The sequence below is a fragment of the Kitasatospora sp. NPDC089509 genome (genome assembly GCF_044749365.1).
Lineage (GTDB): Bacteria > Actinomycetota > Actinomycetes > Streptomycetales > Streptomycetaceae > Kitasatospora.
In genome coordinates this window covers 431,597-453,958 of the sequence record NZ_JBIVHS010000005.1, presented here as the reverse complement: position 1 = coordinate 453,958, position 22,362 = coordinate 431,597, and the positions used below count along the sequence as shown (strand labels likewise).

Below are 22,362 nucleotides of genomic sequence, written 5' to 3'. Positions count from 1 at the left end.
CGCACGGGAGCACATGGCGGGCGCGTCGCACGCCCCCGGTGACCGTACGCGCCCGCCGACCCGGTAACCCGGCCACCACGGCGCACTGTCCGTGACCGCGCCCCCGCCCGGCGCTGCACAACCCCTCGCGAGCCCCGCATCCGGTCCATCGCACTTGTCTGACGCTCACACCGACTGGGCATCACCTTCCTCGGACCGTGTCCCGGCACCCCGCTGCCTGCGTCGGCCGGAGCCCCGGGACCAGGGAGGGAGCACCCCAGTGCCCACGTACGACTTCACCCGCCGCGCCCGCCGCCCGTCCGACCCGGACGTCGTCGTGGTCGGCGCCGGCCTCGCGGGCCTGGCCGCCGCCCGCGCGCTCACCGGCCACGGCCTCACCGTCCAGGTGCTGGAGACCACCGACCGGATCGGCGGCCGGATGGCCACCCGCGAACTCGACGGCTTCCGCCTCGACGACGGCAGCCACCTGCTCAACACCGCCTACCCCGAGCTGCGCCGGACGCTCGACCTCGACCGCCTGGACCTGCGCCCGCTCGCGCCCGGCGTACTCGTGCACAACGCCGGCCGCCGCTACCGCGCCGGGGACCCGCAGCTCACCGCCGCCCGACAGGCCGCCCTCCGGGCCCCGCTCGGCAGCCCGTTGGACAAGGCCCGGCTCGGCAGCTGGCTCGGCCGGATCGCCACCACCCCGGCCGGTCGGCTGCTGGCCCGGCCGGAGACCACCGCCGCCCGCGCGCTCACCGGCCACGGGCTCGCCCCGCGCACCGTCGACGGCTTCCTGCGGCCGCTGCTCGGCGCACTGCTCAGCGATCCGACCCTCGGCACCAGCAGCCGGATCGCCGACCTGGTACTGCGCTCCTACGCCCGCGGCCGGCTCTGTCTGCCCGCCGACGGGATCGCGGCCGTGCCCGCCCAGCTGGCCGCCGCACTGCCCGTCGGCACCGTGCGGACCGGCGTGCGGGTCACCGCGATCGGCGCCGACGGCGTGGAGACCCTCGCCCACGGGCGGATCGGCGCCCAGGCCGTGGTGGTCGCCACCGACGCCCGCTCCGCCGCCGAACTGCTGCCCGGACTGCGGCTGCCGGACTTCCACTCCGTCACCACCTTCTTCCACGCGGCCGACCGCGCCCCGATCGGCGAGGCCGTGCTGCTGCTCGACGCCGACCGGCCGAACGGGCACCCGTCGCTGGTCTCGCACTCGCTGGTGCTCAGCGAGCTGCACCCGTCCTACGCCCCGGCCGGACAGGCGCTGATCGCCAGCACCGTGCTCGGGCGGCGCGCCTTCGACGCGGGCGGCCCGGCCGGACTGGAACCGGCCGTCCGGGCCCGGCTCGCCGAGCTGTACGGCGTCCCGACCGCGGACTGGCAGTTCCTCAGCGTGCGGCACGTCCCGGACGCGCTGCCGGCGATGCCGCCGCCGCACAACCCCCGCCGTCCGGTGCGGCTGCTGGCCGGGCTGTACGTCGCCGGGGACCACCGGGACACCAGCACCGTGCAGGGCGCGCTGGTCTCCGGGCGGCGGGCGGCGAAGGCGGTGCTGGGCGACCTCGGGGTGCCGGCCGGCGCGCGGGGGGCCGAGGCGGCGGCCTGAGGCCGGCGCGGCGCGGGGCGGCCGAGGGCGGCGCAGCGCGGGGCGGCCGTACGGGAGGACGGACACACCAGCGGTCTGCCGGGGTGACAGACCGACGGCGTGCCAGGATTCCCGCATGTGCGTTCTGACCGTTCATCGGATGATTTCTGCTGTTCAGCCGGTTTCGAGGTGAGCGCCTCCGCCCAGCCGGTGGCGCTGATCCTGATCCCCGCCGCAGCCGTCGCCGCGCCGCTGCTCGCCGACCGGCTGCTGCGGTGGATCGCCGTACCGACCGTGGTGTTCGAGATCGTGCTCGGCGTCCTGATCGGCCCGGACGTCCTGGGTTGGGCGCACGTCGACGACCTGGTGGACGCGCTGTCCCAGTTCGGCCTGGCCATACTGATGTTCCTGGCCGGGTACGAGATCGACTTCGCCAAGCTGCGCGGCGGCCCGCTGAAACGGGCGGGCACCGCGTGGCTGGTCTCGCTCGTCGCGGCCCTCGGCGTGGGCGCGCTGATCAACCGGGACCCGTGGAACGGCGCCTTCGCCGGGCTCGCGATCACCACCACCGCGCTCGGCACGATCCTGCCGATCCTCCGCGACTCCGGCGAACTCCCCACCCCCTTCGGCTCGTTGGTGATGGCCACCGGCGCGGTCGGCGAGTTCGGGCCGATCATCGCGATCGCCGTGCTGCTCAGCGGCAACTCCCCCGCCCGGACCGCGGTCATCCTCGGCGCCTTCGCGGTGATCACCGCCGTCGCCGTCCTCGGCGCCCGCCGGCCGCGCCCGGCCTGGGCCACCCGGCTGATCGAACGCACCCTGCGCACCTCCGGGCAGTTCGCGGTCCGGGCGGTGATCCTGGTGCTGGCCGTGATGGTGGCGGCCGCGCTCTGGCTCGACCTGGACATGCTGCTCGGCGCCTTCACCGCCGGGATCGTCTCCCGGCTGCTGCTGGCCGGCATCCGGCAGGCCGAGGAGGACGTGATCGAGGCCAAGCTGGAGAGCATCGGCTTCGGCTTCCTGGTGCCGATCTTCTTCGTGGTCAGCGGGATGAAGTTCGACCTGGACGCGCTGCTGGACGACCCCGGCACGCTGCTGCTCGTCCCGGTGTTCCTGCTGCTGTTCCTCGCCGTGCGCGGCGGGCCGGCGGCACTGCTCGCCCCGGCCGGGCTCGCCCGGCGGGACCGGGCCGCGCTCGGGCTGTACGGGGCCACGGCGCTGCCGCTGGTCGTGGTGATCACCACGATCGAGGTGGAGGCCGGGCACCTGCCGTCCTCGACGGCGGCGGCGCTGGTCGGCGCCGGGATGCTCTCGGTCCTGGTGTTCCCGCTGGTGGCGCAGCGGGTGCGGGGCGGGGCGCGGCCGGCGGCCGCGGACTCCGGGCAGCCGAGGGTCCGGGCCGAGAGCTGGTGAGCTCCCGGCCCCGGTGGCCCGGCCCGGCCCGGTTGACCCGACCTGGTTGGATCGGCCCGGTGGGGGATCGGCCCGGTTGGACCGGATCAGATCACGCCCGCCTGGCGGGCCGTCTCCTCGAAGGCTCGGGCCACCTGACTGCCCCGGTACGGGGTGAGGCGGCGGTGGAAGTCCCGGACGTACTCCAGCGAGCGGGCCGAGCGCATCTCCCCCGCCGCCCGCAGCGCGTCGGTGGCCATGGTGCAGGCCTCTTCGAGGTCGCCCATGCCGAGCCGGGCGGTGGCCAGCACCAGCCGGCAGAAGATCCGGCTGCGCGCGTAGGCGGGCGAGCGCAGCCGCAGCGACTTCTCGGCGTGCTGCGCGGAGGTGCGCCACTGCTGGAGGTCGCGGTAGCAGTGGGCGAACTCGTCGGAGAGCTGCGCCTCGTCGAAGTACCGTGCCCAGGAGGGCAGTTCGTCGCCCGTCCGGGAGGCCGCGAGCGAGCGCTCGGCCCGGACCAGTGCGGTGGTGCAGGAGCGGACGTCGCCCAGCAGGCCGTGCCCACGCGCCTCGGCCGCGTGCATCAGCGACTGGACCACCGGCGGGACGGCGGTGCCGACACCCTGCTGGGCGACCCGGGCGAGCTGGACGGCCTCCCGGCCGTGGCCCAGGTGGACGGCCTGCTGGCTCATCGTCACCAGCACGTAGCCGCCGAGCGCGCGGTCCCCGGCGGCCTGGGAGAGCCGCAGCGCCTGGACGAAGTAGCGCTGGGCCAGACCGTGCGCGGCGATGTCGAAGGACGTCCAGCCGGCCAGCCTGGTCAGGTCGGCGACGGCCCCGAACAGGGCCCGGCCGATCTGCTCGCCGTAGCGGCCGCGCAACATCGGCTCGGCCTCGCTCTCCAGGTAGCGGACCAGCGCCTGCCGGGCGTGGCCGCCGCCGTAGGCGTGGTCGAGCGCACGGAAGAGGTCGCCGACGGCGCGGATGGCGGCGATGTCGCCGCGGCCGACCCGCAGCGCGGGGCGGGCCTCCCGGGTCGGGTCGGTGTACGGCGGTTCGACGGCGGCGGGCGGGCGGCGGCTCTGGGTGGGCACCCGGCCGATGGTGGCGGCGGTGCCGGTGGTCCCGGCGGTGCTGCGGGCGCCCGGGAGGCCCGGGACGCCCGCCGGCTGGGTGCGCGCCGGGCTCACGACGGGAGCGCCGGGCGTGCCCGGGACGGGCGCGCCGGCGGCCGCGCCCGGTGGACCGGTGGCGGTGTCCGGGCGGGCCAGGGTGGAGCCGTCCCGGGCGACCCGCTCGTCGGTGCGGCCGATCAGCCAGTCCCGGCTCGGGACGACCAGGCCGGCCGGGGTGAAGGCGATCCGGCGCAGCTCGGACTGCGGGCCGTTGTCCTTGCGCCACATGCTCGCCACGATGTCCACCGCCTCCTGCGGGGTCTCGGCGAACTCCAGGCCCGCGTAGACCGGGGCGCAGGCGTCCAGGCCGAGGTCCTGGGCGGTGAGGCGGCGGCCGAGGCGGCGGGTGAAGACCTCGGCGATCAGCGCGGGGGTGGCGCCGCGGGGCTGCTGGCCGCGCAACCAGCGGGTGACCGAGGTCTTGTCGTAGCGCAGGTCGAGGCCGTGCTCCAGGCCGAGCTGGTCGACCCGGCGGGCCAGGCCGGCGTGCGAGAAGCCGGCCTCCTCGATCAGGGCGGCGAGTTGGCCGTTCTGCGGGGTCGGGCCGGAGTGGCCGGTGTGGCTGCCGCCGGGGTGGGTGCCGTGGCCGCTGGTGGTCGCGGGCGCGGGGGCCGCGATGGCTTCGTGCCGGGCGGGGGCCGTGGCGGGTTCGTGCCGGGCGGGTGTGGCCTGTGCGGGTGTGGCCTGTGCCGGTGTGGCCTGTGCGGGCAGCCGCAGTTCGTCGGCGGTCGGGGCGTCGGCGGTCAGCGTGTCGGCGGTCTGGGCGTCGGAGGCGTCCGGAAGGGCCCGGCCGACCGGGCCTCGGCGCTGGCCGAGCGGGTCGAGCGGTCCGTACGCCGGGCTGTCGGTTGCAGGCCGTTGGGGCATGTCAGTCACACCTCTCGGACGTCGCACCGGGCTCCACCAGCACATCGGTTCGCCTGGGGCGGCGCCCCCTGTCGGGAATCGGCGTGAATGTAGCGAGCATTCGGGCGCTATGGGTGGATCTGACCGAGCAATCCTCCGAACGGGTGAAGCAACCGCGCCCATTGTGGGGAAGCGAGGTCAGGATGGGTTTGGCCTTCCGGGGTCGAACCGTCGATCGATGGTCATAGTGGTGACCGCCAGGGGTCGACAGGATGCTGTAGCGGTCCACCACATGGGAGCGGCGCCACCGGATTCCTACCGTTCTCGGCCATGGACACCTCTACCGCCACCCCGCTCGACGGTCGCACGGCCCTGGTCACCGGGGCCGCCTCGGGCATCGGCCGCGCCTGCGCCGAAACCCTCGCCGGGGCCGGCGCCCGGGTCTACGTGGTCGACCTCGCGGCCGGCCCGGCCCGGGAACTCGCGGACCGGATCGGCGGGCAGGCGATCGTCGCCGACCTCGCCGACCCCGAGGCCGTGGACGCCCTGCCGGCCGACGCCGACATCGTGGTCAACAACGCCGGGCTCCAACACGTGGCGCCCGTACACGAGTTCCCGATCGAACGCTTCACGCTCATCCAACGCGTCATGGTCGAGGCCCCGTTCCGCATCCTGCGCCGAACCCTCCCGCACATGTACGAGCGGGAGTGGGGCCGGATCGTCAACATCTCCTCCGTCCACGGCCTGCGCGCCAGCGCCTTCAAGTCCGCCTACGTGACCGCCAAGCACGCCCTGGAGGGCCTCAGCAAGACCGTCGCACTGGAGGGCGCCCCGTACGGCGTCACCAGCAACTGCCTCAACCCCGGCTACGTCCGAACTCCCCTGGTGGAGAAGCAGATCGCCGCCCAGGCGCTGGCCCACGGGATCCCCGAGGAGGAGGTGGTGGAGCGGATCATGCTCGACCGCACCGCCGTCAAGCGCCTGATCGAGCCCGCCGAGGTCGCCGGCCTCGCCCTCTGGCTCTGCTCCCCCGCCGCCGCCTACATCACGGGGGCCAGCCTGCCCATCGACGGCGGCTGGACGGCACACTGAGGCAGGACGGGACGCGCCGGACGCGGGTCGAACCGGGTCGAACCGGCTCGAACCGGCTCGGCGGGACGCGCTACGGCCGCCCGGTCGAGAACGGTCGGACCCGACCACAGCACAAGGTCCGAGCGACGACGGGGAAGGGGAAGGTCCATGGCACGCCCTGGGGACAGCAGTCAGGAGGTCCGGATCGAGGGCTACCTCGACCGTGCCCGCCACACCTACGGAAGCCTGGAGGACCCGGACTTCCGCTTCGCGTCCGGGGCGAGGGTGGAGGACACGCACGCGGAGCTGCTTGCAACCCTCTCCCGGCTCGTGAAGGTCACGAACATGTCGGACGAGAACGACCATGTCTGCTTCGTCCTAGAGCTCAGGGAGGGCCCCCGCGAGTGGAGCCTGCGCCTGTCCATGGTGGGCCCGTACGCCATGCTCCTGCGCGTGACCAGGGGCTGGCCGCGGAGGTTCCGCATCCTCAGTGTGGAGGTGATCGAGGAACCGGCCGCCGGCACCGAGCAGGCCATCGCCGAACTGGTCCGGGAGGCAGGGTTCACGATGGTCTCCGCGGAGGACGCCGAGTACCCGGTGCGCTTCAACGCCTCGGGCACCGAGCCGGTGGACGGCCCGCTGTACCGGGTGCTGTTCAGCACCATCCCCGCGGGGGTGGAGGACCTCTCCTGGCACTGCCGGCACTAGTGGCCGGTAGGGCCTGCAGGGCCTGTGGACAGCGTCACCGCGGCCGGGGGCCGGGCGATTTCGTCGCCCGGCCCCCGGCTGCTTTTCGGCCTGAGGGCGAATGGATCGGGCAACGGCTCAGGGCTCAGGAAGTTGTGGGGATGCGGGCCATGCCTTACCCAGGGACTGTGTGGGTCGATCACATAGGCGGTGGGGCGTGGGGTTCCTACCTTGTGGCGACATCGTCCGCGTCTGGAAGTGGTGACCCATGAATGCCCCTGCCCCTGGTTCGGCGGCGACCCGTTCACTCCCACGAGTGGTGGCCGCGAGTCTGATCGGCACGACGATCGAGTGGTACGACTATTTCGTGTACGGAACGGCTGCGGCCCTGGTGTTCGGGAAGGTGTTCTTCCCGAACAGCGATCCGCTGACGGGGACGCTGCTGTCCTTCCTGACCTACGCGATCGGGTTCGCGGCCCGGCCGCTCGGGGCGCTGGTGTTCGGGCACTTCGGGGACCGGGTGGGCCGGAAGAAGCTGCTGGTGCTGAGCCTGCTGCTGATGGGCGGGGCGACCACGGCGATCGGGCTGCTGCCGACGTACGACTCGGTCGGGGTGACGGCGCCGGTGCTGCTGACCTCGCTGCGGCTGGTGCAGGGCTTCGCGCTCGGCGGGGAGTGGGGCGGGGCGGTGCTGCTGGTGTCGGAGCACGGGGACCGACGGCGGCGGGGGTTCTGGGCGTCCTGGCCCCAGGGCGGGGCACCGGCCGGGAACCTGCTGGCGGCCGGGGTGCTGTCGCTGATGACGGCGGTGCAGTCGGAGAGCGCGTTCCTGGCCTGGGGCTGGCGGGTGCCGTTCCTGCTGTCGGCGGTGCTGGTCGCGGTGGGGCTGTGGATCCGGCTGGCGGTGGAGGAGTCGCCGCTGTTCCGGCAGGCGCTGGAGAACCGGCCGACCGCCGAACAGCCGCCGCTGGTCGGGGTGTTGAAGCACCACTGGCGGGAGGTGCTGGTGGCGATGGGCGCGCGGATGGCGGAGAACATCTCGTACTACGTGATGACGACCTTTGTGCTGACGTACGCCGTCACCCATGCCCACTTCGACAAGCAGAGCGCGCTGAACGCCGTGCTGATCGCCTCGGCGATCCAGTTCGCGCTGATCCCGCTGTTCGGCGCGCTGTCGGACCGGGTCGGACGCAAACCGGTGTACCTGGTGGGCGCGGCCGGGGTCGGGGTCTGGGCGTTCGTGTTCTTCGGGCTGGTGGACACTCACTCGTTCGGGCAGTTGGTGCTCGCGGTGACCGTCGGCCTGGTGTTCCACAGCGCGATGTACGCGCCGCAGGCGGCCTTCTTCTCCGAACTGTTCGCGACCAGGCTGCGCTACTCGGGGGCCTCGATCGGCGCCCAGTTCGCCTCGGTGGCGGCCGGCGCGCCCGCCCCGCTGATCGCGACCGCGCTGCTCAAGGACTACGGCAGCGCCACCCCCATCTCGGTGTACATGGCCGCCGCCGCGGCGCTCACCCTGCTGGCCGTGCTGTGCGCGCGGGAGACCAGGGGACAGGACCTGACGGCGGTCGAGGAGGAGGTCTCGGAGGACGGCGCGACGGTCGGAAAGCCCGCCGTGGCCTGAGGTCCCGTCCGGTCGATCCCACCGCCCGTCGGGTCGATCTCACCGTCCGTCCGGCAGGATCGGCCGGACGGGGCCCGGGGGTTGAGGCGATAGCATCGCGATTCCTCGCAACCGTCGGAACCGACGCCGATTGGCGGCCCGCACCGTGAACCACCCCGACGAGAGCGCCGCCCCCGCACTGCGGCGGCTGCTCGACCTGCTCGCCTCCGGCGCCGCCACCGAGGACTTCGCCGAGGTGCTGGCCGACGCCCGCCGCCGCGGGGCGTCGGCCGACGTCCTCGCCGAGATCGACGACGCCACCTGGCAGGCCCTGCGGGTGCACCGCACTCTGCGTCAACACCGGCGCCGCGAGGCCGAGTTGACCGCCCTGTTCGACACCGCCGGGGACCTCGCCGCCTCCCGGGACCTGGACGCCGTGCTGCAGGCGATCGTCCGCCGGGCCCGGATGCTGCTCGGCACCGACACCGCGTACCTGACCCTGCCGGACGAGGCCGCCGGCGACACCTACATGCGGGTCACCGACGGCTCGGTGTCCGTCCTGTTCCAGACCCTGCGGCTCAGCCTCGGCGACGGGCTGGGCGGGCTGGTCGCCCAGACCGCCCGCCCGTACGCCACCCCCGACTACCGCACCGACGAGCGCTTCCACCACACCGGCACGATCGACGCGGGCGTGCTGGACGAGGGCCTGGTGGCGATCATCGGCGTGCCGCTGCTGCTCGGCGGCGAGGTCATCGGCGTGCTGTTCGCCGCCGACCGCACCCCGCGCGCCTTCTCCCCCGACGAGGTCGCGCTGCTCTGCACCCTGGCCGCGCACGCCGCCATCGCCCTGGACACCGCCAAGTCGCTGGCCGACACCCGGGCCGCGCTGGCCGAGCTGAACGCCGCCAACGGGCTGGTGCGGGCCCACTCCGCCGCCGTCCAGCGTGCCGAGCAGGCGCACGACCGGCTCACCGACCTGGTACTGCGCGGCGCCGAGGTGCCGGACGTGGCCGCCGCCGTCGCCCACCTGCTGGACGGCGAGATAGCGGTCCTGGACGCCGAGGGCGAGCCGCTGGCCGGACGGCCCGCGCCCGGCGCCGAACTGGTCGGGGCGGTCGCCGCGTCCCGGGCCGAGGGCCGGTCGGTGCGGCACGGCGCGCTGTGGGTGTGCGCGGTGCTCGCCGGGCACGACACGCTGGGCACCATGGTGCTGCGCGGCCGGCCCGACCTCGACGACGCCGACCGGCGGCTGTTCGAGCGGGCCAGCGTGGTGACCGCGCTGCTCCTGCTGCTGCGCCGCTCGGTCGCGGAGACCGAGAACCGGGTCCGCGGCGAACTGCTCACCGACCTGCTCACCGCCCCCGAGCGCGACCCGGCCGGGCTCACCGCGCGCGGCCGCCGGCTCGGCGTCGACCTCGCCCGGCCGCACCTGGTGCTGGTCGCCGAACCCGCCGACGGGACGGGCGACCACCGGGGCCGGCTGGCGGGCGCGGCCCGGCGCTACCTGTTCGGCTCCCGCGGGGTCAGCGCCGAGCACGGCGAGGCGGTGGTGCTGCTGGTGCCCGTCACGCCGGGCGGCACCGACGACCCCGAGCGGACCGCCCGGGAGGCCGCCGAACGGCTGGCCCGACTGGCCGGCTTCCCGGCCACCGTCGGCGCGGGCCGGGAGGCCGCCGGTCCGGCCGCGCTGGCCGCCTCGTACGCCGAGGGCCTGCGCTGCGTCCGCGCCCTGCGGGTGCTCGGCCGCGCCGGGGAGGGCGCCTCGTCCCGCACCCTCGGCTTCCTCGGCGTGCTGCTCGGCGACGGCCACGACGTGGACGGGTTCGTCGGCGCCACCCTGGGCCCGCTGCTCGCCTACGACGCCCGGCGCGGCACCGAACTGGTACGCACCCTGCGCGCCTACTTCGACTGCGGCGGCAGCCTCACCCGGGCCAAGGACGACCTGCACGTCCACGTGAACACCGTGGTGCAGCGGCTGGACCGGGTCGAGGCGCTGCTCGGCCCGGACTGGAACCAGCCGGAACGGTCGCTGGAACTGCAGCTGGCACTGCGGCTGCAACTGCTGTCCGACCCCGGCGCGGGCGGCTGACCGGTCCGTCCGGACCCCGGCACGGGCGGCTGACCGGTCCGTCGGGGCCGGGGCGTACAGTGGCGAGGTTGGTCTCGAACGCGAGGCTGGTCTCGAACGCCTGGCAAGGAGCGGCAGCGGTGAGCGAGAACGTACGGTTCGTTCGAATGGGCATAGGCGAGCACGTCGTCCCGTACGAGGAGGCGTGGGAGGAGCAGCAGCGCCTGCACGCGCTGCGGGTCGCGGACGAGATCCCCGACACCGTGCTGCTGCTGGAGCACCCGCCCGTCTACACCATGGGCAAGCGCACCAACCCCGCCGACCTGCCGCTGGACGGCACCCCGGTGGTCGAGGTCAACCGGGGCGGGGAGATCACCTGGCACGGCCCCGGCCAGCTGGTCGGCTACCCGATCATCAAGCTGCCGGACCCGATCGACGTGATCGCGTACGTCCGCCGCCTGGAGGAGGCGCTGATCCGCACCGCCGCCGACTTCGGCGTCGGGACCACCCGGGTGGAGGGCCGCAGCGGGGTCTGGGTGCTCGGCCAGCACCTCCCGGACGCCGTGGTGGACCCCGCCGAGGTGGTCGACATCGGCAAGCTGACCCTGCGGATGGGCCTGCCGCTGGGCATCGACCCGCGGCTCGCCGGGCCCGAGTACGCGCCGTCCAACGCCGGGCAGCGCGGCGGCGACCGCAAGCTCGCCGCGATCGGGGTGCGGGTCGCCCGCGGGGTGACCATGCACGGCTTCGCGCTCAACTGCGACCCGGACATGACCTACTTCGACAAGATCGTGCCGTGCGGCATCCGGGACGCGGGCGTGGCCTCGCTGGCCGGCGAGCTGGGGCGCGACTTCCCGGTGGGCGAGGCGACGCCGACGGTCGAGCGGCACCTCAAGGACGTGTTCGCGGAGCTGCCGGAGCCGGCGCTCAGCCGCTGAGCCCGTTCCGGTCGGGCCCGGGGTCGGACCCGGGGTCAGGCCGGGGTTGGTCCGGGGTCGGCTCCGGGTTGGTCCGGGGTTGGTCCCGGGTCGGTCCGAGGAAGCCCCAGCCGCTGGGAATCTACTGACCGGTAGCCGTGTTGCCCTGCGATTGCAGGGCGGCAGGCCCGGCACAGGCCGTACAACCACAGGCGTACCCTGGGGGTACCCCGTCTAGTTCTAGGAGTCGCACGTGTCCGCTGTCGCGCCCGACGGCAGGAAGCTGCTCCGCCTGGAGGTCCGCAACAGCGAGACCCCCATCGAGCGGAAGCCCGAGTGGATCAAGACCCGCGCGAAGATGGGCCCGGAGTACAACGCCCTCCAGTCGCTGGTGAAGAAGGAGGGGCTGCACACGGTCTGCCAGGAGGCCGGCTGCCCCAACATCTTCGAATGCTGGGAGGACCGCGAGGCGACCTTCCTCATCGGCGGTGACCAGTGCACCCGCCGCTGCGACTTCTGCCAGATCGACACCGGCAAGCCCGCCGAGTTCGACCGCGACGAGCCGCGCCGGGTCGCCGAGTCCATCGTCACCATGGACCTCAACTACGCCACCATCACCGGCGTCGCCCGCGACGACCTGGAGGACGGCGGCGCCTGGCTGTACGCCGAGACCGTCCGCCAGGTGCACGCGATGACCGCCGAGCGCGCCGCCGGCCGCACCGGCGTCGAGCTGCTCATCCCCGACTTCAACGCGGTGCCCGAGCAGCTGGCCGAGGTCTTCTCCTCCCGCCCCGAGGTGCTCGCGCACAACGTCGAGACGGTCCCGCGCATCTTCAAGCGGATCCGCCCGGCCTTCCGCTACGAGCGCTCGCTGGACGTCATCACCCAGGCCCGCGCGGCCGGGCTGGTCACCAAGTCCAACCTGATCCTGGGCATGGGCGAGACCCGCGAGGAGGTCAGCCAGGCGCTGGCCGACCTGGTCGGGGCCGGCTGCGAGCTGATCACCATCACCCAGTACCTGCGGCCCTCGCTGCGCCACCACCCGGTGGAGCGCTGGGTCAAGCCGCAGGAGTTCGTCGAGCTCCAGGAGGAGGCCGAGGAGCTGGGCTTCGCGGGTGTCATGTCGGGGCCGCTGGTGCGTTCGTCGTACCGGGCCGGCCGGCTGTACCGGCAGGCGCTGGAGCGGCGCGAGCAGGCCGCGGTCTGATCCCGAGAGCGGTTTTCGGCCACTGGGCCGTTGGAAGGGCGGAGCTGCGGCTCCGCCCTTCCGGGTTTCACCGCGCTTTGACTGCCTGGTCACGGACTGGTAACACGGGGTGGGGATGATGGACGCCTGGTGGGCGTTCGATTCTTCTCAGCCACGGTGATCGGTGCCGGTGATCGATCACGGTGATCGGTGACAGCAATCGGTCGGGATCAGCCGTGGCCGGCTACGAGAGGAGCTGTTCGGGATGCAGCTGCAGGTGCGGATCCGGTCGGTGGGGGCGGCGCTGCGGTTCGCCGAGAGCGTCCTGCTGGCACCCGGGCAGCGGCACGCCCGCCGCAACGCCTGGGCGGCGGTGTGCGAGGACCGCGAGCACGCGGCGGACCGACGGCACGACGCGGAGGGCGCCGGGGGCGCGGAGGGCGCCGAAGTCACGGAGGCCGCCTCGCGCGCCGCGGGAACACGCTCCGTACCCCGCTGAGGCCGCGGCGTCGCTGTGCGCGACCGTGAGCGGACCCGAGGGTCACGGTTCGGGCGAACGGGTACCCGGGCTTGGATATCCCGTACCCGTGCCACGTACCATGAGCGTTATGGCGAGGGAAACATCCGAGAACCCCGGGCGACTGAAGCAGATCCGCCTGGCGTACACCATGACCAAGAAGGTCGACACCAAGATCGGCCTGATCATCGCCGGCGTCGGCCTGCTGACCTTCGGCGTGTTCCTCGCCATCGGCTTCGCGATCGACCATCCCGTCTACCTGGGCATCCTGGGCTTCATCGTGGCCGTCCTGGCCATGGCGATCGTCTTCGGGCGCCGGGCCGAACGCGCCGCGTTCGGACAGATGGAGGGACAGCCGGGCGCCGTCGCTGCGGTGCTGAACAACATCCGGCGCGGCTGGAGCTCCAACTCCACCCCGGTCGCCGTCACCCGTAACCAGGACGCGGTCTACCGCGCCGTGGGCCGGGCCGGCATCGCGCTGATCGGCGAGGGCAACCCGAACCGGGTGCGGCAGCTGCTGGCCTCCGAGAAGAAGAAGATGGCCCGTGTGGTCGGCGACGTGCCGGTGCACGACATCGTGGTGGGCACCGGCGAGGGCGAGATCCCGCTGAAGAAGCTGCAGATCCACCTGATGCGCCTGCCCCGCTCCATCACCGCCGCCCAGGTCACCGAGACCAACGACCGGCTGCGCGCGCTGGGCGACCTGCTCTCCAAGGCGCCGATCCCCAAGGGTCCGATGCCCAAGGGTGCCCGGATGCCCAAGGGTGGCCAGGCCCGCTGACCCGCCCCTCCCCTGACGACACCAGAACGGCCCGCCCCGGATCCTCCGGGGCGGGCCGTTCGACGTTGTGGCGTTGTCGGTCGCGTTGTCGCGTTGTCGCGCTAGATCGGACTAGATCCGGACCTCGACGGTGCCGACCGCCTTGTCGTGCAGGCCCCGGGTGTCACGGTCCCAGACCAGCGGCGGCACCACCAGGCAGAGCAGCACGGTGCGCAGCAGGACCTGCGGGATGGTCGCGCGGCGCCCGTCCAAGCGGACCACCCGGAGGCCGAACAGCCGCTTGCCGAGGGTCGTGCCGGAGGTGGAGAGCAGGATCACCGCGACCAGGAAGAACAGCGGGAGGGTCCACAGGTTGGCCTCGGCCGTGTCCCCCTTGGCCAGCAGGCCGAAGGAGATCAGCGAGACCAGCCAGCCGTCGACGAACAGCGCGCCGATCCGTCGGCCGGGGCCGGCGATCGAGCCGGGGCCCTCCTTGGGCAGCCCGAGGCGCTCGCCGCGGTAGCCGAAGTCGGCGCCCATCTTCTCGGCGGCCGCCTTGGGGCCGTCGATCCACGATCCCAACGCTTCTCTGGTGTCCACGAATCCACACTAACCGGGCTCACGCCGCGGACCGGCACCGGCTCCCCTCCGGGCGGGGCGCGGGTGGGGCGTCGGCGGAGCGTCGGCGGAGCACTCGCGGCCTGCTCGGGGCCTGCTCCACGACCGGGTGAATCCCGCTCGACCGGCTTACCAAGTGGTCCAGACCACTTCGCGGAGGACCCCCAGCTCGGCGAGGTGATTTGCCCCGTCCCGTAGGATTTTGCGGCCCGTTCGGCGGTCGTGGTTAACATCTAGGAAACGAGCGGGTCACCGGCTGGAAACGACCCATTCCTAGGGTGAGCCCAATTCGCACGCCGAGGAGGATGGATGTTCAACAACGCCGCCGAAGTGAAGCAGTTCATCCAGGACAACGACGTCAAGTTCGTCGATGTCCGCTTCTGTGACCTGCCGGGCGTCATGCAGCACTTCTCCGTACCCGCGGCGACCTTCGATCCGTCCGAGACCCTGATGTTCGACGGTTCGTCGATCCGCGGCTTCCAGGCCATCCACGAGTCCGACATGGCCCTGGTCGCGGACCTCGCCACCGCCCGGCTCGACCCCTTCCGGGCCGAGAAGCACCTCAACATCAACTTCTTCATCCAGGACCCGGTCACCGGCGAGGCCTACAGCCGCGACCCGCGCAACGTCGCCAAGAAGGCCGAGGCCTACCTCGCCTCCTCCGGCATCGCCGACACCGCCTTCTTCGGGCCCGAGGCCGAGTTCTACGTCTTCGACTCGGTGCGCTTCGAGACCAGCGCCAACGCGTCCTTCTACCACATCGACTCGGAGGCCGGCGCCTGGAACAGCGGCGCCGCCGAGGGCGACGTGCGCGGCTACAAGGTCAAGTACAAGGGCGGCTACTTCCCCACTCCGCCGGTCGACCACTTCGCCGACCTGCGCGCCGAGATGTCGCTGGAGCTGGCCAAGTCCGGCCTGGAGGTCGAGCGCCAGCACCACGAGGTCGGCACGGCCGGCCAGGCCGAGATCAACTACAAGTTCAACACCCTGCTGCACGCGGCCGACGACCTGATGCTGTTCAAGTACATCATCAAGAACGTCGCCTGGCGGAACGGCAAGACGGCCACCTTCATGCCCAAGCCGATCTTCGGCGACAACGGCTCCGGCATGCACGTCCACCAGTCGCTGTGGACCGAGGGCTCCCCGCTCTTCTACGACGAGCAGGGCTACGCGGGCCTCTCCGACACCGCCCGGTACTACATCGGCGGCCTGCTCCGGCACGCCCCCTCGCTGCTGGCCTTCACCAACCCCTCGGTGAACTCCTACCACCGCCTGGTCCCGGGCTTCGAGGCGCCGGTCAACCTGGTCTACTCGCAGCGCAACCGCTCGGCCGCGATCCGCATCCCGATCACCGGCTCCAACGCCAAGGCCAAGCGCATCGAGTTCCGCGCCCCGGACCCGTCCTCCAACCCGTACCTGGCCTTCTCCGCCATGCTGATGGCCGGCCTGGACGGCATCCGCAACAAGATCGAGCCGCTGGAGCCGGTCGACAAGGACCTCTACGAGCTCGCCCCCGAGGAGCACGCCAACGTCCCCCAGGTGCCCTCCTCGCTCCCGGCCGTCCTGGAGGCCCTCGAAGCCGACCACGAGTACCTCCTCGCGGGCAACGTCTTCACCCCGGACCTGATCGAGACCTGGATCGACTTCAAGCGCACCAACGAGATCGCCCCGATCGCCCTCCGGCCCCACCCGCACGAGTTCGAGCTGTACTACGACCTGTAGAACCCGCTCTGACCTGCGGAAAAGTAGTTCGACCCCTCATCGTTTCCGTAGGTCGGCACCACGCTGACCTACGGAAACGCGTTCGGCCGAATCACGCCGGCAGGCCCTGGGGCTCGCGGTGTGACACAGGAGTGGGCCGAGTTCGATCCCTCTCGCTCAAAGCCGGTGGAACATCACGTGCTGGCCGACCAGGCCGTGCTCGGGGTGGTCGAAGGTCCCCGGCACCGTGCCGATCACCTCGAACCCCAAGGACTTCCAGAGGTGCACCGCCGGGGCGTTGACCTCCACCACCGCGTTGAACTGGATACCGCGGAAGCCCTGCCCACGGCTCCAGTTGATGACGTACTCGCCCAGGGCACGGCCCACGCCCCTTCCCTGGTACGCCGGGTCGACCAGGAAGGATGCCGTCCCGATGTGGGCTCCGCGTCCGGGCTTGTTCGGGCCCATCTTCGCCGAGCCCACGATCTTTCCGTCCATGACGGCCACCACCGTCTGACCCGGCGGGTTCTCCATCCACCACGGCTTCGCCTCGTCGAGGCTCTGCTGCTCGGGGAAGGCGTACGTCTTACCTTCGGCCATGATCGCGGAGTAGAACGGGTAAATGCTCGGCCAGTCCTCGTCAGAGGCGATACGGATCTCCATCCGGAACAGAGTACTCAGGCCCGGGGCAGTCCATGACCTGACTGCGACAACTCCCGGGGCCCGGTCTCTCCACCCGAACTGCCGCGGCTCAACCGAAACTCGTGGGTCCGCGACCAAGGGCGCAATGTGGACTCACCTTGCGGTGATCCTCACCGGTAGGCTTTCCAGCCCGTTGACGACGATGGAGCGCAGCGGTACTGCGGGCCCGGTCTGTTCGATGGAGCGCACGGAGTCGAGCAGTTCCGTGAACAGGATCCGCATCTCGGTACGGGTCATCATCGCGCCGAGGCAGAAGTGCTCGCCTGCGCCCAGAGCCAGGTGCCGGTTGGGGCGGCGGGCGATGTCGAAGGTGTCCGGGTCCTCGAAGTAGCGCTCGTCCCGGTTCGCCGACGGGGTCCACATGACGACCCGGTCGCCCGGCTCCAGCCGGCGCTCCCTCAGGAGCACGGGCTCGGTGACGGTCCGCATGATGTGCGTGGCGGTGGAGGTCCAGCGCAGGACCTCCTCGACCGCCGTCGGCATCAGGCTCCGGTCGACGCGCAGGCGTTCCCAGTCCGCCGGGCGCTCCAGGAACGTCCGCATGCCGCCGGCGACCGCCAGGCGGACGTTCTCGGTACCGCCCACGAGGAGGTTGTCGCAGTTGAGGAGGATGTCCTCCTCGGTGAGCAGTTCGCCGTCGACCTCGCCGTTGACCAGAGCGCTCACCAGGTCGTCCGCCGGCTCGTCCATGCGCCGGTACATCAGTTCCACGAAGTAGGCCATGATCTGCTGGTGGGCGATGCTGCGGATCTCGGGCTCGCCCGCGCCGAAGGCCTGGCTGGTGAGCGAGAAGAGCATCTCCTGCTCGTGCGCCGGTACGCCCATGAGCCGGCAGATGACGTACAGCGGCAGCCGCGCCGCGACGTCGGTGACGAAGTCGCACTCGCCGAGGGCACTCGCGCGGGCCAGCACGGCGCGGACCGCCTCGCGCATCGCGTCCTCCAGCGCCCGTACCGAGCGGGTGGTGAACCAGTCGGCGACCAGGGTGCGCAGCGCCTTGTGGCGCGGCGGATCGGTCAGCGCCAGGGTGCGCCCGCCACCAGGGTCCTGGCCGTGGTTCCGGGGGCGCAGCAGGATGCCCTGGGCGGAGCTGAAGACGCGGGCGTCACCGTAGACGGCGCGGATGTCGTCGTACCGGGTCACCGACCAGAAGCCGGGGTACTGGGTGGCGCTGTGCCAGCGCACCGGGTCGTTGTCGCGCATCCAGCGGAAGACGGGGTACGGGTCGCCGGTGGCGTACAGCTCGGGGTCGACGAGGCTGACGCTCTCGGGAGCCAGCAGGGTCATCGGAGGGGTCCTTCGGGCAGCGGCAGGGAATGGATGAGGTCGGCGAGGCCCTTGAGGAGTTCGCGGGCGACGGTGGGCGTCACGGCGGCGGTGCGGTGGCTGACCGCGAGCCGCAGCCGCCCGTCGGGACAGGGCCAGACTTCGGTGTGGACCTCAAGTGGAAGGTCGAGGTAGGGCGGGCGCAGGAGCTCGGTGTGCAGTCCGGCGAGCGGGAGCTCGGCCGGGGCGTTGTCCTGGAGCACGAGCAGTGTCTGGAAGAGCGGGGGCCGACCGGTGCGCGGTGGGTTGAGGTGACGTACGAGGGCGTGGAAGGACACGTCCTGCGCGGCGAAGGCCGTGCGGAGGATGCGGCCGGCCTCGGCGACGGCGGCCGGGCCGCCGTCGAGGACCGGGCCGCGCAGCCGCAGGCAGGCCATCTCGATGTGGCAGCCGACGGCGTCGTGGAGCCTTGCGTCGTCGCGCTGGGCCACGGGCACGCCGACGGCGAAGTCCCGCCCGCCGGTGATCTCGGCGAGTAGTCGGCCGTACAGCGCGAGGAGAACGGCGTACCGGCTGACACCGGACCGGGTGGCGGCTGCGTCCAGGCGGTGGCCGGCGTCCTCGTCGAGGAGCAGTTCCGTACGGGCCGTGCCCTCGGCGGAGGCCGCGGTCTCCGGTGAGGGCGGTGCGGGCCAGCGCAGTTCGGGCACGTCGCGCAACTCGGCCGTGAGCGCGGCGAGCTGACGGTCGGGATCGGTCTGGGCGAGCCGCTCGGCGCGTAGCCGGCCCGCCTCGGCGACCGGGAGCCCGGCAGGCAGGGCGGCAGGGCGTGCGGGCGCGGTGGCTCGGTGGCGGGCCTGCTCGTACGCGGTGGCGAGGTCGGCGCTCAAGACCGATTCGGACCAGCCGTCGAAGGCGATGTGGTGCACGACGCAACCGAACACCTGGCGGTCACCGCACTCCAGCGGCACCAGGGCGGTGCGCCACACCTCTCCTTCGGCGAGTTCGAGGGGGTCGCCCAGGATGTCGCTCAGGAGCTCGACCGCCGCGCCGGTGTCGGGGCACGGATCGAGGATCTCCAGGACGGGAGCCGGGAACTCGCAGGGCCAGGCCATCGGGTGGGGGTCGGCGCGGTAGGCGGAACGCAGTGCCTCGTGGCGTTGGTGCACGGCGTCGATCGCGGATTCGACGGCGTCCAGGTCGAGTGCGCCGGTGATCTCGAAGAGCAGCAGGCAGTGGGCCGACCGGTCCTCGGGCACGAGGAGGTGTCGGGTGAGGTAGCCGGTCTGCATGGGCGTGAGCGGTACGCCGGATCCGGACGCAGCCGGGGCCGGGGCCGGCACCGCTTCGGCGGGAGTGGCGGCGAGCCACTCTCCCATGGCCCGGGCGCTCGGGTGCGCGTACAGCCTCGACACGGGTACGGGCCGGTCGAGTTCGCGGGCCAGGCGTGCGCAGACCCGGCCGGCCGCCAGCGAGCTGCCACCGAGGTCGGTGAACGGGACGTGCGGGGGCACCGACCCAAGGTCCAGCACTGCGGCGAACACCTCGGCGACCAGGGCCGCCAGGGGCTGTCCGCCCGCCGCCGGCCGCGGCGCACCGGCCGGGGCGCGGGCAGGGCGGGCCGGAGCGCGGACCGCCGGGGCCGATGCCAGCAGGGCCTGTTCGTCGAGCTTGCCGTTCCCGGTCAGCGGGAAAGCCTCGACGCCGATCAACGCCTCGGGGCGCTGGTAGGGCACGAGCGCATCGCGCAGCACGTCTTCGGCGCCGGTGAGCGGGTCGCCCGGTTCGGCGGGCAGGCAGAAGGCCAGCAGGGCTTCGGCGGTGCCCGTGGCGTCCCGGCGGGCCACGACGCGGCAGGTACGCACACGGGGCAGCAGAGCCTCGATCTGCCGTTCGACCTCGGCGGGTTCGATCCGGTGTCCGCGGATCTTCACCTGGCGGTCGGCCCGGCCCAGGTAGTGCAGTACGCCGTCCTCGTCGAGCCGCCCGAGGTCTCCGGTGCGGTAGACGCGGGTCGCGCCGCCGTCGGCGAGGGGGATGCTGGGGAACTTCTCCTCGGTGAGCACGGGGTCTCCCAGGTAGCGCAACGCCAGCCCGTCTCCGGAGACGCAGATCTCCCCGTCGACGAGGTGGACGGCCGTACCGGGGACCGGACGGCCGACGGGGATGCCTCCGGGCAGCTCGCAGTCGGCCGCGGTGATGCGGTGCGTGGTGGCGAACACGCAGCTCTCCACCGGTCCGTACCCGTTGATCAGGGCGATCGAGGGATGCCTTCGCAGGAAGGCGCGGACGTGCGGTACGGAGAGCCGTTCGCCTCCGGTCATCACCTGGGCCAGCCCGCTGAAGGCGTCCGGGTCCTCGTCGACGGTCAGGTTGAACAGACTGCTGGTGAGCCACAGGGTGTCGACGCCGTGCGCGGTGACCGCCTCACGGATGGCCTGGCCCGACAGGTAGGGCTCGTCGATGACGAGCGAAGAGCCACCGCTGAGCAGCGCGGCCCACAGTTCGAGGGAGAACGCGTCCCAGGGCAGGGCCGCGGCAAGCGGGATCACCGTGGAGGTGCCGAAGCGGGCGAAGGTACCGGGACGTACGAGGCGGGCAGTGGCGCGGTGGGGGGTGAGCACGCCCTTGGGCCGCCCGGTGGTCCCGGAGGTGAAGAACACGCAGGCAGGGGCGGAGGGATCGGTTTCGACGGGCCGGAACCCGGCGGGCGGACGCAGGTCCGAGCCGGCGGGCGGCGGGGTCCAGGCAGGCAGGCAGGCCCGCGCTGCGCTGTCGCTGTCGCCGATGATCAGCGGTGCGTCGAGTTCGGCGGCCACCTCGCGGATCCGCCGATCGGGCCAGGCCGGGTCGAGGAGCGCGTAGGCGGCGCCCAGCTTGAGTACCGCGAGCACGGCCGTGACCAGGTCGATCCCCCGGGGCAACAGGATGGGCACCAGGTCGCCGTCGGCGACGCCGCGGGCACCGAGGGCCGCGGCCCAGGCGTCGGCGGTGCGGTCCAGTTCCCGGTAGCTGACGCGGTGTGCGCCGTGGATGACGGCGGTGGCGTCGGGACGCTCGGCGGCCCACAGGGCGACCGCGGTGTGCAGCGTCTCCGGGCGGTGGCCGCTCATGCCCCGGCTCCGACGGCCTCGTGCAGGGCCCGGCCGAACACCTCGACCTCGTCCAGGGTGTTGTAGTAGTGGACCGACGCGCGGACGGCGGTCTCCACCCCGTGCCGCGCCATGAAGATCGGCGTGTGATGGCCGACGATCTTCCACACGTTGATGCGCCGTTCGGCGAGGCGGGCGCGGATGACCTCGGCCGGGACCCGGTCGTGGCGAAAGGAGACGATGCCCGACTGCCGGGTGCCCGGGGCGATCAGCTCGGTGCCCGGAACGGCCTCCACGGTGGCGCGCAGCGCCTGGAACACCTCCTGCTGGTCGAACGGGGTGCCTTCCTCGAAGAGGGTCAGGGCGCTGTTGAAGCCGACCGTGGCGGCCGTTCCCCGTTCGGCGAGCTCAAGGGAGCGGGCGCTGTGGTCGTCGACGCGGTAGCCGGTGGGCGAGTCGACCCGCGCGACGTGGAGATCGTGGAAGTCCGTCTCCAGGACCGCACGCAGCTCGGGGGCCGCGTACGCGAAGGCGGTGCCCCGGGGGCCGCGCAGGAACTTGCGGCCCGCGCCGGTGAGCAGTTGACAGCCGATGCGGCGGACGCTCACCGGGATCTGGCCGATGGACTGGCAGGCGTCGACGGCGTAGAAGCAGCGGTACGGCGCGAGCAGTCGGCCGATCTCCTCGACCGGGTTGACGATGCCGCAGCCGGACGGGACGTGGGTGACCGAGACCAGCGCCACGTCGTCGGCGATGTTCGCGGCCATCCAGTCGAGGTCGAGGTCTCCGCCGGGCAGGGTGGGGACGACCTCGATGCGGCAGCCGGTGCGGTCGCGCAGGTTGAACAGGGAGATGAGATTGCCGGCGTACTCGTACGGGGTGACCCACACCCGGTCGGCGGGGCCGAGGGGGAGCCTGGGCACCACGGCGCACCAAGCCCGGGTGGCGCTGTCGAAGAGTGCCACGTCCTGGGCGGGGGCGTCGAGCACGCGGCCGATCCGCCGGTAGATCTCCTCGCCCACGACCGGGGAGTAGTGCTCCTCGGTCTCGTAGCACCCGTGTGCGGCTTCGCGGTCGAGAACCTCCGCCATGGTCCGCCGGACCTCCGCGGGTACCAGGCCCGCCCCGGCCGTGTTCAGGTGAATCATGTCTCCCACTGCTCCGCCTCTGCTGGTCCGTGTGAAAGTGCTT

Annotated in this window: 17 protein-coding genes; 11 read left to right on the top strand and 6 right to left on the bottom strand. The window is 72.6% G+C overall.

From position 1 onward, the window contains the following. The first annotated feature begins 259 nt into the window (after nt 1-259). Nucleotides 260-1,591 carry an NAD(P)/FAD-dependent oxidoreductase gene (locus ACIP4P_RS14220; RefSeq protein WP_400917731.1) on the top strand — a complete coding sequence of 444 codons (1,332 nt, stop codon included), beginning with the start codon at nt 260-262 and terminating at the stop codon, nt 1,589-1,591. Nucleotides 1,592-1,759: 168 nt separating this feature from the next. Next, on the top strand, nt 1,760-2,983 hold the full coding sequence (locus tag ACIP4P_RS14215) for a cation:proton antiporter (protein ID WP_400917729.1): 1,224 nt from the start codon (nt 1,760-1,762) through the stop codon (nt 2,981-2,983). Nucleotides 2,984-3,069: 86 nt separating this feature from the next. On the opposite strand, the gene ACIP4P_RS14210 is transcribed toward ACIP4P_RS14215, so the two are convergent. Next, nucleotides 3,070-5,004 (bottom strand): regulator, encoded by a 1,935-nt coding sequence (locus tag ACIP4P_RS14210; protein ID WP_400917727.1) that lies wholly within the window; start codon nt 5,002-5,004, stop codon nt 3,070-3,072. A 309-nt stretch (nt 5,005-5,313) separates the two neighbouring features. Here ACIP4P_RS14210 and ACIP4P_RS14205 point away from each other — a divergent pair, with 309 nt between their 5' ends. From ACIP4P_RS14205 to ACIP4P_RS14170, 8 genes are all read left to right on the top strand, one after another. Next, nucleotides 5,314-6,075: a 3-hydroxybutyrate dehydrogenase gene (locus ACIP4P_RS14205; RefSeq protein WP_400917725.1), complete on the top strand. Its 762-nt coding sequence runs from the start codon at nt 5,314-5,316 to the stop codon at nt 6,073-6,075. Between the two features lie 147 nt (nt 6,076-6,222). Beyond that, on the top strand, nt 6,223-6,762 hold the full coding sequence (locus tag ACIP4P_RS14200) for a hypothetical protein (protein WP_400917723.1): 540 nt from the start codon (nt 6,223-6,225) through the stop codon (nt 6,760-6,762). 247 nt (nt 6,763-7,009) lie between these two features. Then, on the top strand, nt 7,010-8,365 hold the full coding sequence (locus ACIP4P_RS14195; protein WP_400917721.1) for an MFS transporter: 1,356 nt from the start codon (nt 7,010-7,012) through the stop codon (nt 8,363-8,365). 145 nt (nt 8,366-8,510) lie between these two features. Then, a complete protein-coding gene (locus ACIP4P_RS14190) occupies nt 8,511-10,433 on the top strand; it encodes a helix-turn-helix domain-containing protein (protein ID WP_400917812.1) in 1,923 nt (640 codons plus the stop codon). Between the two features lie 146 nt (nt 10,434-10,579). Then, nucleotides 10,580-11,350, top strand: a complete 771-nt coding sequence (lipB, locus tag ACIP4P_RS14185; RefSeq protein ID WP_400917810.1) for a lipoyl(octanoyl) transferase LipB — start codon at nt 10,580-10,582, stop codon at nt 11,348-11,350. A 232-nt stretch (nt 11,351-11,582) separates the two neighbouring features. Further along, complete coding sequence (lipA, locus tag ACIP4P_RS14180; protein WP_363436186.1) at nt 11,583-12,536, top strand: lipoyl synthase; 954 nt, start codon at nt 11,583-11,585, stop codon at nt 12,534-12,536. Nucleotides 12,537-12,780: 244 nt separating this feature from the next. Continuing rightward, nucleotides 12,781-13,014 carry a hypothetical protein gene (locus ACIP4P_RS14175; RefSeq protein WP_400917719.1) on the top strand — a complete coding sequence of 78 codons (234 nt, stop codon included), beginning with the start codon at nt 12,781-12,783 and terminating at the stop codon, nt 13,012-13,014. Between the two features lie 109 nt (nt 13,015-13,123). After that, on the top strand, nt 13,124-13,813 hold the full coding sequence (locus ACIP4P_RS14170) for a DUF4191 domain-containing protein (protein ID WP_350515860.1): 690 nt from the start codon (nt 13,124-13,126) through the stop codon (nt 13,811-13,813). Between the two features lie 111 nt (nt 13,814-13,924). On the opposite strand, the gene ACIP4P_RS14165 is transcribed toward ACIP4P_RS14170, so the two are convergent. Then, nucleotides 13,925-14,392, bottom strand: a complete 468-nt coding sequence (locus tag ACIP4P_RS14165) for an RDD family protein (protein WP_400917717.1) — start codon at nt 14,390-14,392, stop codon at nt 13,925-13,927. A 327-nt stretch (nt 14,393-14,719) separates the two neighbouring features. On the opposite strand from ACIP4P_RS14165, the gene glnA reads away from it, so the two are divergent. After that, nucleotides 14,720-16,132, top strand: coding sequence for a type I glutamate--ammonia ligase (gene glnA, locus ACIP4P_RS14160; RefSeq protein ID WP_350515858.1), 1,413 nt, complete (start codon nt 14,720-14,722; stop codon nt 16,130-16,132). A 156-nt stretch (nt 16,133-16,288) separates the two neighbouring features. Here the strand turns inward: glnA and ACIP4P_RS14155 are convergent, their stop codons facing one another. The 4 genes from ACIP4P_RS14155 to ACIP4P_RS14140 form a co-directional block, all read right to left on the bottom strand. Beyond that, a complete protein-coding gene (locus ACIP4P_RS14155) occupies nt 16,289-16,774 on the bottom strand; it encodes a GNAT family N-acetyltransferase (protein ID WP_400917715.1) in 486 nt (161 codons plus the stop codon). Nucleotides 16,775-16,906: 132 nt separating this feature from the next. Beyond that, nucleotides 16,907-18,100 (bottom strand): cytochrome P450, encoded by a 1,194-nt coding sequence (locus ACIP4P_RS14150; protein WP_400917713.1) that lies wholly within the window; start codon nt 18,098-18,100, stop codon nt 16,907-16,909. Beyond that, entirely contained in the window at nt 18,097-21,192 is a 3,096-nt protein-coding gene (locus ACIP4P_RS14145; RefSeq protein WP_400917711.1) for an AMP-binding protein, read from the bottom strand. Before ACIP4P_RS14145 ends, ACIP4P_RS14150 begins: the two co-directional genes overlap by 4 nt. Next, a complete protein-coding gene (locus ACIP4P_RS14140) occupies nt 21,189-22,319 on the bottom strand; it encodes an aminotransferase class V-fold PLP-dependent enzyme (protein ID WP_400917709.1) in 1,131 nt (376 codons plus the stop codon). The genes ACIP4P_RS14145 and ACIP4P_RS14140 overlap by 4 nt, the downstream gene beginning before the upstream one ends. Nucleotides 22,320-22,362: the final 43 nt, after the last annotated feature.